This is a genomic window from Hydrogenophaga sp., from assembly GCF_018780385.1.
Taxonomy (GTDB): domain Bacteria; phylum Pseudomonadota; class Gammaproteobacteria; order Burkholderiales; family Burkholderiaceae_C; genus Hydrogenophaga.
Genome location: NZ_JADMJO010000125.1, coordinates 1 through 14266 on the forward strand (window position 1 = coordinate 1; position 14266 = coordinate 14266).

Annotated in this window: 17 protein-coding genes; 7 read left to right on the plus strand and 10 right to left on the minus strand. The window is 67.9% G+C overall.

The window, feature by feature from the left end; all coding sequences use genetic code 11:
• The 5 genes from IV113_RS23930 to IV113_RS23950 form a co-directional block, all read right to left on the minus strand.
• Positions 1-418 (minus strand): glycosyltransferase family 39 protein (locus tag IV113_RS23930; RefSeq protein WP_291090600.1); only part of this gene is annotated, 418 nt, incomplete at its 3' end.
• A gap of 7 nt (positions 419-425) precedes the next feature.
• Positions 426-785 (minus strand): SMR family transporter, encoded by a 360-nt coding sequence (locus tag IV113_RS23935; protein WP_291090602.1) that lies wholly within the window; start codon positions 783-785, stop codon positions 426-428.
• Between the two features lie 9 nt (positions 786-794).
• On the minus strand, positions 795-2270 hold the full coding sequence (locus IV113_RS23940; RefSeq protein ID WP_291090604.1) for a UbiA family prenyltransferase: 1476 nt from the start codon (positions 2268-2270) through the stop codon (positions 795-797).
• Positions 2271-2717: 447 nt separating this feature from the next.
• Entirely contained in the window at positions 2718-3140 is a 423-nt protein-coding gene (locus tag IV113_RS23945) for a TerB family tellurite resistance protein (protein ID WP_291090606.1), read from the minus strand.
• Positions 3141-3172: 32 nt separating this feature from the next.
• On the minus strand, positions 3173-3868 hold the full coding sequence (locus IV113_RS23950; RefSeq protein ID WP_291090608.1) for a Bax inhibitor-1/YccA family protein: 696 nt from the start codon (positions 3866-3868) through the stop codon (positions 3173-3175).
• Between the two features lie 97 nt (positions 3869-3965).
• Between IV113_RS23950 and IV113_RS23955 the strand changes: the two genes are divergently transcribed.
• The gene (locus IV113_RS23955; RefSeq protein ID WP_291090610.1) at positions 3966-4853 is read left to right on the plus strand and encodes a LysR family transcriptional regulator; all 888 of its coding nucleotides are present in this window, start codon (positions 3966-3968) and stop codon (positions 4851-4853) included.
• On the opposite strand, the gene IV113_RS23960 is transcribed toward IV113_RS23955, so the two are convergent.
• Positions 4834-5469 carry a Pr6Pr family membrane protein gene (locus IV113_RS23960; RefSeq protein ID WP_291090611.1) on the minus strand — a complete coding sequence of 212 codons (636 nt, stop codon included), beginning with the start codon at positions 5467-5469 and terminating at the stop codon, positions 4834-4836. The two genes, IV113_RS23955 and IV113_RS23960, sit on opposite strands and share 20 nt — an antisense overlap.
• 17 nt (positions 5470-5486) lie before the next feature.
• On the minus strand, positions 5487-6680 hold the full coding sequence (locus tag IV113_RS23965; protein WP_291090613.1) for an AI-2E family transporter: 1194 nt from the start codon (positions 6678-6680) through the stop codon (positions 5487-5489).
• 140 nt (positions 6681-6820) lie between these two features.
• On the opposite strand from IV113_RS23965, the gene IV113_RS23970 reads away from it, so the two are divergent.
• From IV113_RS23970 to IV113_RS23985, 4 genes are read left to right on the plus strand one after another with little or no spacing between them, the layout of a single operon-like run.
• Positions 6821-7243 (plus strand): CopG family transcriptional regulator, encoded by a 423-nt coding sequence (locus IV113_RS23970; RefSeq protein ID WP_291090615.1) that lies wholly within the window; start codon positions 6821-6823, stop codon positions 7241-7243.
• 29 nt (positions 7244-7272) lie between these two features.
• Positions 7273-8409, plus strand: coding sequence for a PHB depolymerase family esterase (locus tag IV113_RS23975; protein WP_291090617.1), 1137 nt, complete (start codon positions 7273-7275; stop codon positions 8407-8409).
• 10 nt (positions 8410-8419) lie between these two features.
• Entirely contained in the window at positions 8420-9100 is a 681-nt protein-coding gene (locus IV113_RS23980) for a hypothetical protein (protein ID WP_291090619.1), read from the plus strand.
• On the plus strand, positions 9097-9525 hold the full coding sequence (locus tag IV113_RS23985; RefSeq protein WP_291090621.1) for an ankyrin repeat domain-containing protein: 429 nt from the start codon (positions 9097-9099) through the stop codon (positions 9523-9525). Before IV113_RS23980 ends, IV113_RS23985 begins: the two co-directional genes overlap by 4 nt.
• 86 nt (positions 9526-9611) lie before the next feature.
• Here the strand turns inward: IV113_RS23985 and IV113_RS23990 are convergent, their stop codons facing one another.
• Positions 9612-10493, minus strand: a complete 882-nt coding sequence (locus tag IV113_RS23990) for a Tim44-like domain-containing protein (protein WP_291090623.1) — start codon at positions 10491-10493, stop codon at positions 9612-9614.
• 166 nt (positions 10494-10659) lie between these two features.
• Entirely contained in the window at positions 10660-11439 is a 780-nt protein-coding gene (locus tag IV113_RS23995) for a sulfite exporter TauE/SafE family protein (RefSeq protein WP_291090625.1), read from the minus strand.
• A gap of 48 nt (positions 11440-11487) precedes the next feature.
• Here IV113_RS23995 and IV113_RS24000 point away from each other — a divergent pair, with 48 nt between their 5' ends.
• A complete protein-coding gene (locus IV113_RS24000) occupies positions 11488-12414 on the plus strand; it encodes a LysR family transcriptional regulator (protein WP_291090627.1) in 927 nt (308 codons plus the stop codon).
• A 53-nt stretch (positions 12415-12467) separates the two neighbouring features.
• Here the strand turns inward: IV113_RS24000 and IV113_RS24005 are convergent, their stop codons facing one another.
• Entirely contained in the window at positions 12468-13412 is a 945-nt protein-coding gene (locus IV113_RS24005) for a LysR family transcriptional regulator (RefSeq protein WP_291090629.1), read from the minus strand.
• Positions 13413-13520: 108 nt separating this feature from the next.
• Here IV113_RS24005 and IV113_RS24010 point away from each other — a divergent pair.
• On the plus strand, positions 13521-14266 hold a 746-nt coding region (locus tag IV113_RS24010), incomplete at its 3' end, for an aldehyde dehydrogenase family protein (protein ID WP_291090631.1).

The window sequence follows — 14266 nt, forward strand, 5'->3', positions numbered from 1 at the left end:
AGAGCGCCATGAAGAAGATCAGCGGCGTGTCGGTGGTCACCAGCACGAACATCCAGCTCCACGGCATGGCCAGGTACACCGCACCGGCCAGCCACGCGCTGGACTCGCGCTCGTCGGGCAACAAGCGGCGCAGCGCATCGACGATGCCCAGCGCGATCAGGCTGGTGACGATGAGTGTGAAGCTGCGCAGCACCAGCGGGTGGTCGCTGATCTGGCGCAGCACCGCCAGCAGCCAGCCCACCATGGGCGGGTGGTCGGAGTAGCCCCAGGCCGGGAACACGCCCCACTGGTAGAAGAAGGCCTCGTCGCCGGTGAACGGAAAGCCCGCCGCAATGGCGATCTTCAGGACGAGGGTGATGGCGAACGCGGACCAGAAAATCTGGCGCGAGGCGTGGGCGGAGAATTCGGAGGCGCGCATGACCGGTTCAGGCATCCACAGCGAGCAGCGAAACGCCCACCACGATCAGTGTGCAGCCCGCCACACGCAGCCACGAAAACGGCTCGCCCAGCCAGAGCACGCCCAGCACCATCGTCACCACGAAACCCAGGCTCACCAGCGGGTAGGCCAGGCTCACGTCCAGCCGTGAGAGCACCCACAGCCAGAGCACGGCACTGGCACCGTACAGCACCAGACCCAGCCACACCATGGGGCTGGTGAGCGCGTGCAGGTAGGTGGCGCCCACGTCGGCGCCGCTGGGCGCGCCCATGCCGCGTTTCATGGCGAGTTGCGCCGCCGAGGACAGCAGCACACAGAAGACGGCCAGGCCGATGGCGATGGATTTCATGGGTGCACTTCAGAGTCCCAGGGTGGCCGCGATGCCGATGCTGCCCATGGCCAGCAGCGTCATCCAGCTGAAGGGGTCTTTCAAGGCGAACTGCAGCGGGTCTTCGCCGTGCAGCTCGCGCCGCCCGGTCTTGAGCCAGATGCGCATGACCCACAGCAGCAGCACGGGCGCCGCGGCCCACAGCCATTCGGGGTTGGCGTAGAGCAACTCGCTGTTCTGGCTGTCGATGTACAGGGCCAGCACCATCACCGCCAGAAACCCGCTGGCCATGCCCATGGCGCGCAGCGATGACAGGTCGCGCGGCTGGTAGCCCCGGCCGGGCGCCAGCGTGGCGCGCTCGTCGTCGAGCTCTTCCAGCTCGGCGCAGCGCTTGACCAGCGCCAGGCTCAGGAACAGGAAGATCGAGATGGCGGCCAGCCAGTTGGACAGCTCAACCTGGGCCGCCACGGCGCCGGCGCCGATGCGCAGCGTGTACAGACCCGAGAGCACCAGCACGTCGACGAGCGCCAGCCGTTTGAGCACCAGAGAATAGGCCAGCGTGGTCACGGTGTAGACCAGCAGCATGGCGCTGAAGCCCGGGGACACAGCCCAGGCGAGCAAGAAGGCCAGCACCAGCATCACGCAGCCCAGCACCACCGCCAGCGGAATGCTGATGGTGGCTGCGGCCAGAGGCCGGTGGCGCTTGAGGCGGTGGGCGCGGTCGTTGGGCAGGTCCAGCAAATCGTTGAACAGGTACGTGGCCGACGCGCACAGGCCGAAGGCCACGAAGGCCATCAGCACCAGTGCCCAGAGATGGGGGTCGAGCCGGTGTGAGGCGAGCAAGGGCAGGAACAGCAACGCGTTCTTCGACCACTGCTTGAGGCGGATCGCGCGCAACACGGTTTTGAGGCGCAGCGGCTCGCGCTCGAACACGCGTGCCTGGGGGTGCACCTGCTGCAGCGCGCTGATCACGCGGGCGGGTGCGTTCACCGCCACCGCTTGTGCGCTGCCCTGCCACACGGCGATGTCGTCGGCGCTGTTGCCGGCATAGGCCCAGGTGCTGTGGCCGCGGGCCTGCGCGTGGGCGGCGATGGCGTCGCGCTTGTTGCCTCGGCTGAGGTTCACGCCGTCGGCGCGGGCGTTGGTGCCCAGGGTGTCGTCAAACAGTTTGAGGTACGCCGCCACGTCGCGCACGATGCGCGAGTCTGCGGCGCTCGCCAGCACCAGGCTGCGGCCGCGCGCGCGTTCCTCGCGCAGGTACTGCACAAAGCGCTCGTGGTAGGGCAGGCGCGCCGGATCGGGGCGCACGGCGTTGGCCAGTCTGAGCTTGAAGCCGGCCTTGCCCAGCAGCAGCCACGCGAACAGGCGCAGCAGGTTGAGTGGGTTGCGCCGGATGAACAGCATCACCGACTCGTACAGCGTATCGCTGGGCGTGAGGGTGCCGTCCAGATCCACGTAAAGCGGGCAGGTGTCGGCGAGGCGGGCGTGGGTGGCGGCAGGCGTCAAACGAAGGGTCCGTTAGGGTGTGCGCCGATTCTAGGCGCCGCACCCCCGCCCTCAGGTGGTCGCTGCGGCGCAGCGCGACGGGGTTCTGCACGCGGCCGATGAGCCAGTGCAGGCCGATGGCAGGCACCAGCAGGCACAGCATGCCCAGCCCCCAGCCGGTCCACAGCAGTGGTGTGATCCAGCCCATCAGGCCGTCGCTCGAAGGCGCCACCTGGCCCAACCACTGCACCAGGTCGAGCCACATCGCCTGCAGCGCCTGCAGCCAGGCGGGGTCGACCCAGAACGCGGCCCACGCCGGCACGGGCCACTGGCCCACCGAGGTGGCCGCTGCCGTGGCCTGGCCTGAGCCGGCTGCGCCGAGCAGCCAGTGGGTCAGTTGTACCGACAGCGCGACCAGCGCGGTCCAGCAAACGGTGAGAAACGCAAATACGCCCCAGACGATGGTTCTCATGGCAAAGCTCCTTCCAGTGTTCGGTGGTGATCGGGCATCTGGCGCCAGGCGCGCGTGAGGCTGTCGAGCATGGCCGTCTCACCGTCGGCGAGATGGCCGTCGGCCTCCACCACGGCCTCGCACAAGACCACGATCTTGGCGCGCAGGGCGGTGTCGGTCACTTCGGCCAGCAGCGCCTGGCGGGTGGCGGGGTCGAGCTGCGACGAGCCGAGCCACTCACCCTGGGCGCCGGTCAGCAGGTCTTCGCAGAAGGCTTCGATCACGGCCTTGAGGTCCTGCGGCGGCAGGCCGAGCTGGCGTGGTGCGTCCAGCCGGTCCAGCGCCTTGAGCTCGCTCAGGGCGTAGTTGCCATCGGCCACCAGAGCCATGGCCAGCAGGCGGGCGGCAGCCCGTGGGCTGTTCACGGGATAGGTGCGCATGGTGTGCTCCTGAATGCGGGTTGCGTGTGATGTCACTCGTTGCTGCCACCCAGGCCCATGAGGTTGAGCAGGCTGGTGAAGAGGTTGAACAGCGAGACGAACAGGCCCACCGTGGCCAGCACGTAGTTGGTCTCGCCGCCGCTCACGATGCGGCTGGTTTCGAACAGGATCATGCCGACCGACAGCAGGGCCACCAGGGCCGAGACGGCCAGCGCCAGCCCCGGCATGCTGAAGAAGAACGCGGCCAGCGCCATCACCAGGGCCACCACCATGCCGGCGAACAGGAAGCCACCCATGAAGCTGAAATCGCGCCGCGTGGTGAGCACATAGGCCGACAAACCCAGGAACGTGGCGCCGGTGGCACCCAGCGCGGCCACGATGGTCTGAGCGCCGCCGGGCAGGCCCAGCGTTTGGGTGAGGATGGGGCCGAGCGTGTAGCCCATGAAGCCGGTCAGGGCAAACACCGCGGGCAGGGCCCAGCCGCTGTTCTGCAGCTTGTGAACGGCGAACAGCAGACCGAAATAGCCCACCAGCGTGATCACCAGGCCGGGTGCCGGCCAGCTGTTGGCCACGGCCATGGCAGCCACGCCAGCGCTGAACAGCAGCGTGAGCGAGAGCAGCGCGTAGGTGTTCTTGAGCACCCGCGTGGTTTGTGCCGGGGTGGCGTCGGTGGCGTTGGCCACGGCCATGCGGCGGGACAGGGCGGAATTGCGCGAGGCGTTTTCCATGAAAGGCTCCAGAGTGGAAGGAAGCCGTGAGGATAGGCGTGCAAAGACTTCTGAAAAAGCAGAAAATCACTGCAATACCATCCTGAAAAATCGAAGCATGAACACGGAACTCAATTACAAGCACCTGTATTACTTCTGGGTCACGGCCAAGGAAGGCGGCATGTCGCACGCCGCAGACCGTCTGGGGCTGGCGGTGCAGACCGTGAGCGCGCAAGTGCGTCTGCTGGAGCAGTCGCTGGGCCATGCGCTCTTCAAGCCCGCGGGGCGCGGCCTGGCGCTCACCGAAGCGGGGCAGGCCGCGCTGCAGGTGGCCGAGCAGATCTTCCACCTGGGCGAGCAGTTGCCCGCCGCCGTGCGCGACGCCACCGGTGCCAGCGAGGTGCGGCTGGTGGTGGGCATTTCCGATGGCTTGCCCAAGCTCGCGGTGCGCGACCTGCTGGAGCCCGCGCTGGCGGAGCCGAACCTGCGTCTGCTGTGCCACGAAGACGAGTTCGACGATCTGCTGGCCGACCTCGCCCTGCACCGGCTCGACGTGGTGCTCTCCGACCGGCCGGCTCCCGCCAACCCCAACCTCAAGCTCTACAGCCACGCGCTGGGTTCATCGGCCCTGGGGTGGTACGCGCCCAAGGCCTGGCTGGCCCAGGCGCGCCGGGACTTCCCCCGCAGCCTGGCCACGGTTCCGGTGCTGCTGCCCACGGCCCACGCCTCGGTGCGCCTGCGCATCGACCAGTGGTTCGAGGGGCACGGCGTGCTGCCGCGCGTGGTGGGTGAGTTTGAAGACAGCGCGCTGCTCGCCACGTTCGGTGCGTCGGGCATGGGCGTGTTCCCCGCGTCCGAGGGCATGCGCGAGAAGCTGTTGAAATCGTATGGCTTGCAATGGATCGGTCCGTGCGACGGCGTGCGAGAACACTTCTATGCCATCGGCACCGCCCGCAAGGTGCAACACCCGCTGGTGCAGCGACTGCTCAGCGCACCAGCGGTGTAAGGCGCGCGCGGCTGATCGCCACCAGCACACTGCCGAGCAGCAGAAAGACGATCAGCAGGCCTGCCGAGTTCAGCAGCGTCTGTGGGTAGCCGAGCGCGGTCACGTCGATGAACGGGTAGGGGTAGCTCTGCAACCACATGCCGCGCAGCAGCGCATAGGCGAGGTAGGCCAGTGGCCAGAGGGCCCACGCCAGTGGCGCGCGCCAGGCCATGCGCGTGGGCGGCACCGCCAGCCACCAGTGCACCAGGCACAGCAGGGGCGTGGCGTAGTGCAGTGTCACGTCGGCCAGCCACTGCAGGCCTTGTGGGTTCCACACGTGGCGCAGCAGCAGGTGGTAGGCCAGTCCCACGATCAGGATGCTCACCGTGACGGCCGAGGCCACGCCGGGCCGCTGGAACCATCGCCCGGCCGCGCTGTGCGGGCGCAGCAGCGGCCAGCTCAGGCTGACGGCCGCCAGCAGGTTGGTCAGCACCGTGAAATAACCGAGGTAGGCCACCACGCCGTCACCAGCCGACTTGCCGTTGGCCATGGCCAGTTGCAGCGAGAGCACCAGCTGCAGCAGCACGCCGAACCAGGCCACCAGGGCCACGAAGCTTGTCAGGCGCTGGTTGTTCATGGCTGAGCGCCCGGGCTTCAGGGCACCGGGCGGTCGACCGGCGGCTCGCCGGGCGCCGGTGGCGTTTCCACCACGGGTGGCCGGTGCGGCGCGATCAGGGGTCGAGTGGTGGTCTGGATGTGCCAGACCGCCACGAACATGGCCGCGATGGTCGGGCCGATCACGAAGCCGTTGATGCCCATCACCGCGATGCCGCCCAGCGTGGTGATCAGCACCAGGTAGTCGGGCATGCCGGTGTCCTTGCCCACCAGCAGCGGGCGCAGCACGTTGTCGGCCAGTCCGATCACGAGCACGCCGTAGACCACCAGGGCCGTGCCCTGCCAGACCTGGTCCATGGCAAACAGGTACAGCGCCACGGGCAGCCACACCAGCCCGGCGCCCACGGCGGGCAGCAGCGAGAGCGCAGCCATCAAAACGGACCACAGCAACGCGCCGTTGACCCCCAGCGCCCAGAACGCCAGGCCGCCCAACATGCCTTGAACCAGGGCCACCACCAGATTGCCCTTGACGGTGGCACGCAGCACGGTACCAAAACGATCCAGCAGCTCCTGTTTGTGGTCGGGTGGCAACGGGATGGCCAGGCGCACGCTGCGCACGATGCTGGCGCCATCGCGGATGAGGAAGAACGCAAGGTAAAGCGTGATGAACACGCTGACCACCAGAGTGAAGAGGTCCTGGCCGAAGTTGAAGGTGTGCGTGGCGATCAGCTCGCTGCCTTGGGTGAGCAACGCATTGAACTTGCGCTGCACCCGGTCGAAGTTGCCGAGACCGAACCGCCCGAGCAGCGAGATCAAGCCATCGGGCAGGGCGTTGAACAGTCCGCGCAGCATCACCGCCGGATTGACTTCGCCCGACTGGATGCGGGTGTACATCTGCGCCGCCTCGCGCGCCAGCGAGATCACCACCAGCACCGCCGGCAGCACGACCACCACCAGCGCGGCGCCCATGGTGGCCAGTGCTGCGCGTGTGTGCCGATGGTTCATGCGCGGCAGCAGCCACCGGTACAGCGGCGTGAACATCAGCGCAACGATCGAGCCCCACAGGATGGTGCCGAAAAAGGGCAACAGGATCCAGAAGAACGCCACTGTCACGGCGGCCAGCATCAGGCGCAGCGTGAGCGGCGCCGAGACCGCTGGCACGGGCAGCGGTGAGAGAACCTGCGGCTCGCTGGAGGCGGATTCCAGTGGGTTGGGGGTGGCGGGTGTTGTCATGTTCACGGCCAGGAGTGTGGGGGCGCGCCGAGTATGGCGCTGTTCGCCAGCGCACTGGCAGGTTGTGTTGAAGCCACACCCTTGCATTCTGCCGAATCGTGCTTAAATGCCATCCATATGGATTCCACATGGATGGCAAAATGATCGCAAACCGAACGTTGGAAGTCCGCCCCCGGGTGGGCGACTCCGAAAAGATGACCGTCAATCTCGGCGTGGTCGACCTCGGCCAGGTCGACCTGCTGGTGCAGGAAGGCTTTTATTCGAACCGCTCGGATCTGGTGCGCACGGCGGTGCGCAACCTCCTTGCCACCCACGCCGACACGCTCAAGCAAACCGTGGCACGCAAAACACTGACGCTGGGTCTGCAGCACCTTACCCGCGCCGATCTGGAGCGCACCGTGGCCGCCGGTGAGACCTTGCGCATCCAGGTGGTTGGTTTGGCCCGCATCGACGACGACGTCACCCCCGAACTTGCCCTCGCCGCCATCGAAACGGTGTCGGTGCTGGGCGCCTTCCACGCCAGCCCCGCCGTGCGCCGTGCGCTGGCGCCACGCACCGTTTGATCTTCTTTTCCTTTCACGAAACACCCCCATTGAAAACCCCCATTTCGCCGACCCTGGCCATGAACATCAACGACACCATCGGCAAGGCGCTTGCGCAGGCCGGACTCGACACCCATGCCGGGCCGCTCAAAGGCGTGACGGAAACCATCCGCAGGGCGCTCGCCTCGGCCGGGCTGGGGGGTGGTCCTGTGGCCGTGCCAGCCGATGCCGATGTGATCGAGGTGACGGCGCGCGACGTCTCCGCCAAGCCCACGGCCCCAGGCGTCGGCCAGTTCACGGCCCGCACGCTCAAGCACCCCGCTGGTGTTCGTGACTACAAGCTTTACCGCCCCGTCGCGCGAGCGGACACACCGAGTGGCCCACGGCCCCTGGTCGTGATGCTGCACGGCTGCACCCAGTCGGCCGACGACTTTGCCGCCGGCACACAGATGAACCGCCTGGCCGACGAGCACGGTTTTCTGGTGCTCTACCCCGAGCAGTCGGCCAGCGCCAACGCGTCACGCTGCTGGAACTGGTTTCGCCCGCAAGACCAGGTGCGCGAGGGTGGTGAGCCTGCCCTCATCGCCGCCATGGTGCGCGAGGTCATGAGCGATCACGCCGCGGACCAGCCGGTGGATCCACAACGCGTGTTCGTGGCCGGGCTCTCGGCCGGTGCGGCGATGGCGGTGATCCTGGGCGAGACCTGGCCTGATCTGTTTGCTGCCGTGGGCGCGCACTCGGGGCTGCCATTTGCAGCCGCGCACGACATTCCCTCGGCCCTGGCCGCCATGAAGGGCCGCGGCGTGATGGGGCGGGCCCACTTGCCCGGCACCGCTGATGACCCCCGGCGCAGCGCCACGCACGCCGTGCCCACCATCGTGTTCCATGGCGACCGGGACCACACCGTGCAGCACAGCAACGGCGAGCACATCACCCAGCAGGCGCGCCAGGCAGACCAGCCTCTGAACGCTCGCAGCGAAACCGGCACCGCCGCAGGCGGGCGCCGCTACACGCGCGAAGTGCATGCCGATGCCGCCGGCCGGGTCCGGGTGGAGCACTGGACCGTGCACGGCGCCGGGCACGCGTGGTCGGGCGGTGACGCCGCAGGCTCCTACACCGACAACGCCGGGCCCGACGCATCGGTCGAAATGTTGCGCTTCTTCATGGCGCAGCCGCCGCGTGGCTGAGGCGGATTCAGTGCAGCCGCCCCGGCGCCGGTTGCTGGCCACGTTGAGTGCGCGCTTTGACGGCGCGGCCCTGTGCGTGGTGCTGCCCGGCCAGGCCGCGCGCGCAACGACGGCCGCCCAAACCGCGCAGTGGGCGCCGTTGCAAGCTTGGTGTTTTCAGGGTGCCGGTGATGGCAGCAGCCCGCTGCTGCAGCCCACGCGGGCGCCGCGGGTGGAGCAACGCTTCTCGCTGGCGGTGTGGCCGGCTGCGGCCGACAGCGCGCGCCGCGATGTGATCGAAGTCTTCAGCCGCCACCTGGACGGCAGCCACCAGTTGCTCGCCGCCGGGGGTGCCTGGGCGGGTTTGCTGCTGCGCCTGCGTGTGAAGGCGTGCGATGTGGCGTGGTGGCGCCGCCGCCGACCCACCGACCCCTGGGACTGCGGCTACGCGCTGAACGAGCCCGCCGCGCGCGCGGCGCTCGCGCGGTTCGAGCCGCGCCGGGCCACGCTCGTGGTGGCGGTGGACTGGCCCGAGGACGCGTTGATGGATGCCATCACCGGGATGGCGAGGTCATCGCCCCGGTTTGTGCACCCGGTGCGCTGGCTGGTGGTGCAGCCGGACCCGAGCGACGTCACCGGGCGGCTGCGCTCGGCCGGGCTGCAGGTGAAATCGTGCGATAACCCCACCTCAACTCACGACATGAACAGATGACCGATTGGAAGACCCAGCAAATGATCAAGGCTTCGGGCTGGCCGCTGGCGCCCGAGCTGCTTGCGCCCGGAGCCGACTTCAGCGCCCCGGCCGAGGGCGGCCTGGTGCCGTGGCACTGGGCCTGCAGCGAAGGCAAGGCCGGGCTGGTGCGCTACATGATCGAGCACGGCGCGAATGTGCAGGACCGAACCCCGACCGGCCAGGGCATGTTGCACATGGCGGCCCGCTCGAAGAGTTTTCAGGTGGTGATGATGCTCATCGACGCACTCAAGGCCACCGGTGCGCCCGCGCCCGATGAAGGTCTGCGCTCGTTCCTGACCAAAACCTTCAGCAAGGGCCACCCCGACTCGAAGAACCGCCTGCAGCAGGCGCTCAAGGACTGGGACCGGCTGCAGCGTCAAGCGGTGCCGTTCAAGGCGCCTTGAAACGTTGACACGGAAAAAAGGCCCTGACACGTGAGTGCCAGGGCCTGGTCCCCGTTTCAGCAGCGGGGGATGACCCCGCAGCGGTATCAGGCGCTTTGCTGGATGCCGGCCAGCAGCCAGCCGCCGCTGCCCTGGCGCGGCTTGGTCAGGTGCCAGATTTCGTCGAAGCTTTCGGTCAACTCGGCACCGTTCTCGCGCGTCTCACCGGTGAAGCGCACGCTGACCACGTAGCGGCTGTCGCCTTCTTCCACCTCGAGCACATTGGCGTCGACGCGCACCACGTCGGTGTGCTGGCTGGCCGCTCCACGCTCGCTCAGATCCATCTGCAGCTCGGCAAACATCTCAGGCGTCGTGAAGGCGCGGATGTCGTCGAGGTTGCCGGCGTCGTTGGCGGCTTGAAGGCGGATGAAGTTCACCTTGGCGTTGCGCTCGAAGCCCTGCACGTCGAAGTCAGCCGGGATGCTGCTGGCAACGCCGCCACCCAATGAGCTGCCGATCATCGAACCGCCGCCCGCATTCACAGGCGTGCGCAAGGCATGGACATCGGGCGTGCTCTGGCGGTTGGCGCCAGCACTGGCGTAGGCCAGACCGCCCGAACCACCCTGCTGGGCCATGGCGCGTTTTCGCATGATGAAGCCGAACACTGCAATGGCGGCTGCCACCAGCAGGCCGATCATCAACATGTTGGCCATGCCTTCACCAAAACCCAGGTGCGAGGCCAGCGCCATGAGGCCCAGACCGGCGGCGAGACCGGCGATCGGACCCATCCAGCTGCGGCCAGTGCTGGCTGCAGCGGCGCCTGCCGCGGGTGCGGCAGCCGCTGCCGGGGGCGCCTTGGCCGGCGCAGCCGACTGGCGTTGCATGCCGAACGACTTGCCGCCGCCCATGCGTTTCGCTTCGGCATCGAAATGAGCCGCGCCCAGACCCAGGGTCATGACCACGGCAAGAAGGGAAAGCCACTTTTTCATCAGAGTCTCCGTCAAGAAAAGTTGAACACCCCGCAGGGTACAGGCTGTGACGATTCTGAAAAAGCAGAAATAAGAAGACATTCAGTTCGAAAAAAAGAGATGGTCAGGAGTGATCGGGTTGCGAAAACGGGTCACGATGACGCCGCAGCAGCGACATGCGTGGTCTTCACGCGGCCAGTGCGCGCGCCAGCATGAGCGCGCCCAGCCCGAGGAACACGCTGTAGAGCGCGCGCTGGAACACCGGGGCCGGGAGGCGTTGGCGCCCATGCGCCCCGATCCACAACCCGAGGCAGGCCGCCGCCAACGCGATGGCGTGACCGATGGCTGGCACCGGAACACTGGTGCTCGCCATGTGTCCCAGGCGCACCGCCAGCGCCAGCGTGGCCACCAGAAAGCTCAGACCCAAAGCCTGGATGAAGGCGTCCTTCTCCAGCCGCAGCGATTGCAGGTAGGGCACCAGCGGCATCACGAAAACGCCGGTGGCCGCGGTCAACGCGCCCGACAACAGCCCGGCCAGCCCGCCAGCCACCAGCGTGTGGCGCGCCAGGTCGGGCAGCGCGGGCCGTGCCAAACCCCAGCCGCCGTAGACCATGAGCACCGCGCCCAAGGTGATGCGCGTGTCGTTGCTCGCCGCACCGAGGTCAGGCAACGGGCTCCCCACCGTGGCACCGGCCACGCCCAGCCAGAGCGGCCACAGGCGCCGAACCAGTGTGCGGGTGTGGGGTCCGATGCATTGAACGATGTTCGTCAACAGCGAAGGAAGCAGCACCAGCGTGGCGGCGGCCGCCGGTGGCATGGCCATGCCGAGCAGTGCGATCGCGAACGTCGGCAGGCCCATGCCCGAGACCCCCTTGACGGCGCCTGCCACGACGAAAACGGTGCCGATCAGCCAGAAGAGGTGGTTGTCCATGGGCGAATCGTGCAGGGCGTCGTCGGTCACGTCCATCGCACATCGCCGGAGGTATCCTTCGCCCTTTCAGGAGGATCGAGCGTCATGACAGTCCCACACACCACACCCACCTACCGCATCGATCCGTTTGACCTGCGCCTGTTTGCCGCCATCGTGGAGCAAGGCTCGATCACCGCTGGCGCACGCCACATTCACCTCTCGCTCGCCGCTGCCAGCAAGAGGCTGCAGCAGCTCGAACACGCCATCGGCGCCCAACTGCTGTTGCGCTCCAAGCGCGGCGTGAGCACCACCGACGCCGGCCGCACGCTGCTGCTGCACGCCGGGCGCATGCAGCGTGACATGGAGGCCTTGCAAGCCGACATGGCGGCCCATGCGCATGGCGTGCGCAGCACGGTGAGGGTGTTGTGCAACACCGCCGCCATGACCGAGCACCTGCCGCAACTGCTCGGCCGCTTCCTCGTCGCGCACCCGGACATCGACGTCGAACTGCGCGAGCTTGGCAGCCAGGACGTGCTGGTCTCCATGCGCCGGGAGCAGGCCGACATCGGCATCGTCGCCGACCATGTGAACACCGAGGGCCTGAACACGCGCTTCTTTCGCGAAGACCGGCTGGTGGCGGTGCTGCCCAGGCAGGGCGCGCGCGCGCCGCGCCGCGCGTTGCCGTTCGTGGATCTGCTCCAGCGGCCTTTCGTCGGGCTGCCGAGCGACAGCGGGATCAGCCGCCTGTTGCACGACAAGGCCTTGCAACACGGGCGAGGTCTGCACCACCGCGTGCGCGTGCGCGGGCTCGACGCGGTGATGCAGCTGGTGGGCGAGGGCGTGGGCGTTGCGGTGGTGCCCGAGGCCACGGCGGTGCGGTTGGCCAAGGAGCGTGTGGTGGTGCGCCCGCTCAGCGACGCCTGGGCCACGCGGCAGTTGCTGCTCTGCACGGCGGGCGAGGTGCCACCGGGCGCGGGCGCTGCGGCCTTGCATGCGTTTCTGGCGCAGGAGACCATGGTGCGCGACGCATAGCCCGGGTCATCAGCCGGCCTGCCTGTGGCGCGTGAACCCACACGGAAACAGCCCTAGGCTTTGAAACCGTCCGCCAGCGCCACCCGCAGCCAGGCCACGAACGCCGAGACCGCGCGCGGAACGTGGCTTGCGTACGGTCGGATGGCGTAGATCTGCGGGCTGAACGTGCCCACGGACTCCCAGCCCTCCAGCACCGTGACCAGCTTGCCCGATTGCAGCGCCGCCTGAGCGCTGAAGTCGGGCACGAGGGCGATGCCCAGGCCGGCGATGGCGGCGTCGCGCAGGGCTTCGCTGTTGTTGGCGCAGAACGGGCCGGACACCGGGACCGTGAGGCGCTGGCGCTGCGCTTTCCTGCGGCTGTCGGGTGACGTGAAATGCCAGGCCGAGGTGTCTTGTGCACGCGGGTAATGCAGGCAGTCGTGCTCGGCCAGGTCTTGTGGGGACTGCGGTGTGCCGCGCCGGCGCAGATAGTCCCGGCTGGCCACCAGCAGCGAGCGGGTGCTGCACAAGGGCCAGGCCACGTGCGTGTCGGGGGGGGAAGCGGTGTGCCGGATCGCCAGATCGAAGCCCTCGGTGGCCAGCGAGCTCAACCGGTCCGACATGTCGAGTTCCAGCCGCACCTTGGGGTGCGCCCGCAGGAACTCCGCAATGCGCGGTACCAGTTGCTGGCGCGCAAACGCCACCGGCGCCGTCACGCGGACCAGCCCGGCGGGCTCGTCGGCGAGGTCGCGCACGCTGGAGAAGCTCTGCGCGATGCGCTCGAACGGTTCGCGCATGCCATCCACCAGTTGCTGGCCCGCCTCGGTCAGGCGCACACTGCGCGTGGTGCGCTGAACCAAAGGCACACCAGCGGCACGTTCCAGCTCACTGATGCGCTGGCTCATCGCCGCCTTGCTCACACCCAGCCGCTGCGCCGAAGCGGTGTAGCTGCCCTGCTGTGACAGCACCGTGAGCCAGTGCAGGTGCGCCCAGAGACCTTCGACTTTTTTCTCGTTCATGACCGTATTGTTCACCATACAAAACAATGCGTTCAAGTCCGGCCACTAGGCGAGGGCGTTCCCGCTGCCTAAACTGATCCTCTTCTGGACCACCCACCCGAGACCGCCATGGCCACCCTCCCCACCCCGATCAATCACTTCATCCATGGCGCCGTCACCGCCGGCACGTCGTCGCGCCACCAGGACGTGTTCAACCCCGCCACCGGGGCCGTGACCGGCAAGGTCGCGCTGGCCAGCGCAGCCGACGTGGGCACCGCCGTGGCCGCCGCTCAAGCGGCCTTCCCGGCCTGGGCCGACACACCACCGATCCGCCGCGCCCGCGTGATGTTCAAGTTCCTGGAGCTGGTCAACCTGCACAAGGACAAGCTGGCCCACCTGATCACCGCCGAGCACGGCAAGGTGTTCACCGACGCGCAGGGCGAGGTGGCGCGCGGCATCGACATCATCGAATTCGCCTGCGGCATCCCGCAGTTGCTCAAGGGCGACTTCACCGACCAGGTGTCCACCGGCATGGACAACTGGACGCTGCGCCAACCACTGGGCGTGGTGGCCGGCATCACGCCGTTCAACTTCCCCGTGATGGTGCCCATGTGGATGTTCCCGGTGGCGATTGCCGCGGGCAACACCTTCGTGCTCAAGCCCAGCCCCATCGACCCCTCGGCCTCGCTGTTCATGGGCGAACTCTTCAAGCAGGCCGGCCTGCCCGACGGCGTGTTCAACGTGGTGCAGGGCGACAAGGAAGCGGTGGACGCGCTGCTGGTGCACCCGGATGTGAAGGCCATCAGCTTCGTCGGCTCCACGCCGATCGCGAACTACATCTACGAGACCGGCGCGCACCACGGCAAACGCGTGCA

Excerpts from the sequence above, each read along its gene's own strand:
- IV113_RS23935 (WP_291090602.1), bottom strand. The coding sequence starts at position 785 with ATGAAATCCATCGCCATCGGCCTGGCCGTCTTCTGTGTGCTGCTGTCC.
- IV113_RS23945 (WP_291090606.1), bottom strand. The coding sequence starts at position 3,140 with ATGCGCACCTATCCCGTGAACAGCCCACGGGCTGCCGCCCGCCTGCTG.
- IV113_RS23950 (WP_291090608.1), bottom strand. The coding sequence starts at position 3,868 with ATGGAAAACGCCTCGCGCAATTCCGCCCTGTCCCGCCGCATGGCCGTG.
- IV113_RS23955 (WP_291090610.1), top strand. The coding sequence starts at position 3,966 with ATGAACACGGAACTCAATTACAAGCACCTGTATTACTTCTGGGTCACG.
- IV113_RS23960 (WP_291090611.1), bottom strand. The coding sequence starts at position 5,469 with ATGAACAACCAGCGCCTGACAAGCTTCGTGGCCCTGGTGGCCTGGTTC.
- IV113_RS23965 (WP_291090613.1), bottom strand. The coding sequence starts at position 6,680 with ATGACAACACCCGCCACCCCCAACCCACTGGAATCCGCCTCCAGCGAG.
- IV113_RS23970 (WP_291090615.1), top strand. The coding sequence starts at position 6,821 with ATGATCGCAAACCGAACGTTGGAAGTCCGCCCCCGGGTGGGCGACTCC.
- IV113_RS23985 (WP_291090621.1), top strand. The coding sequence starts at position 9,097 with ATGACCGATTGGAAGACCCAGCAAATGATCAAGGCTTCGGGCTGGCCG.
- IV113_RS23990 (WP_291090623.1), bottom strand. The coding sequence starts at position 10,493 with ATGAAAAAGTGGCTTTCCCTTCTTGCCGTGGTCATGACCCTGGGTCTG.
- IV113_RS23995 (WP_291090625.1), bottom strand. The coding sequence starts at position 11,439 with ATGGACGTGACCGACGACGCCCTGCACGATTCGCCCATGGACAACCAC.
- IV113_RS24000 (WP_291090627.1), top strand. The coding sequence starts at position 11,488 with ATGACAGTCCCACACACCACACCCACCTACCGCATCGATCCGTTTGAC.
- IV113_RS24005 (WP_291090629.1), bottom strand. The coding sequence starts at position 13,412 with ATGAACGAGAAAAAAGTCGAAGGTCTCTGGGCGCACCTGCACTGGCTC.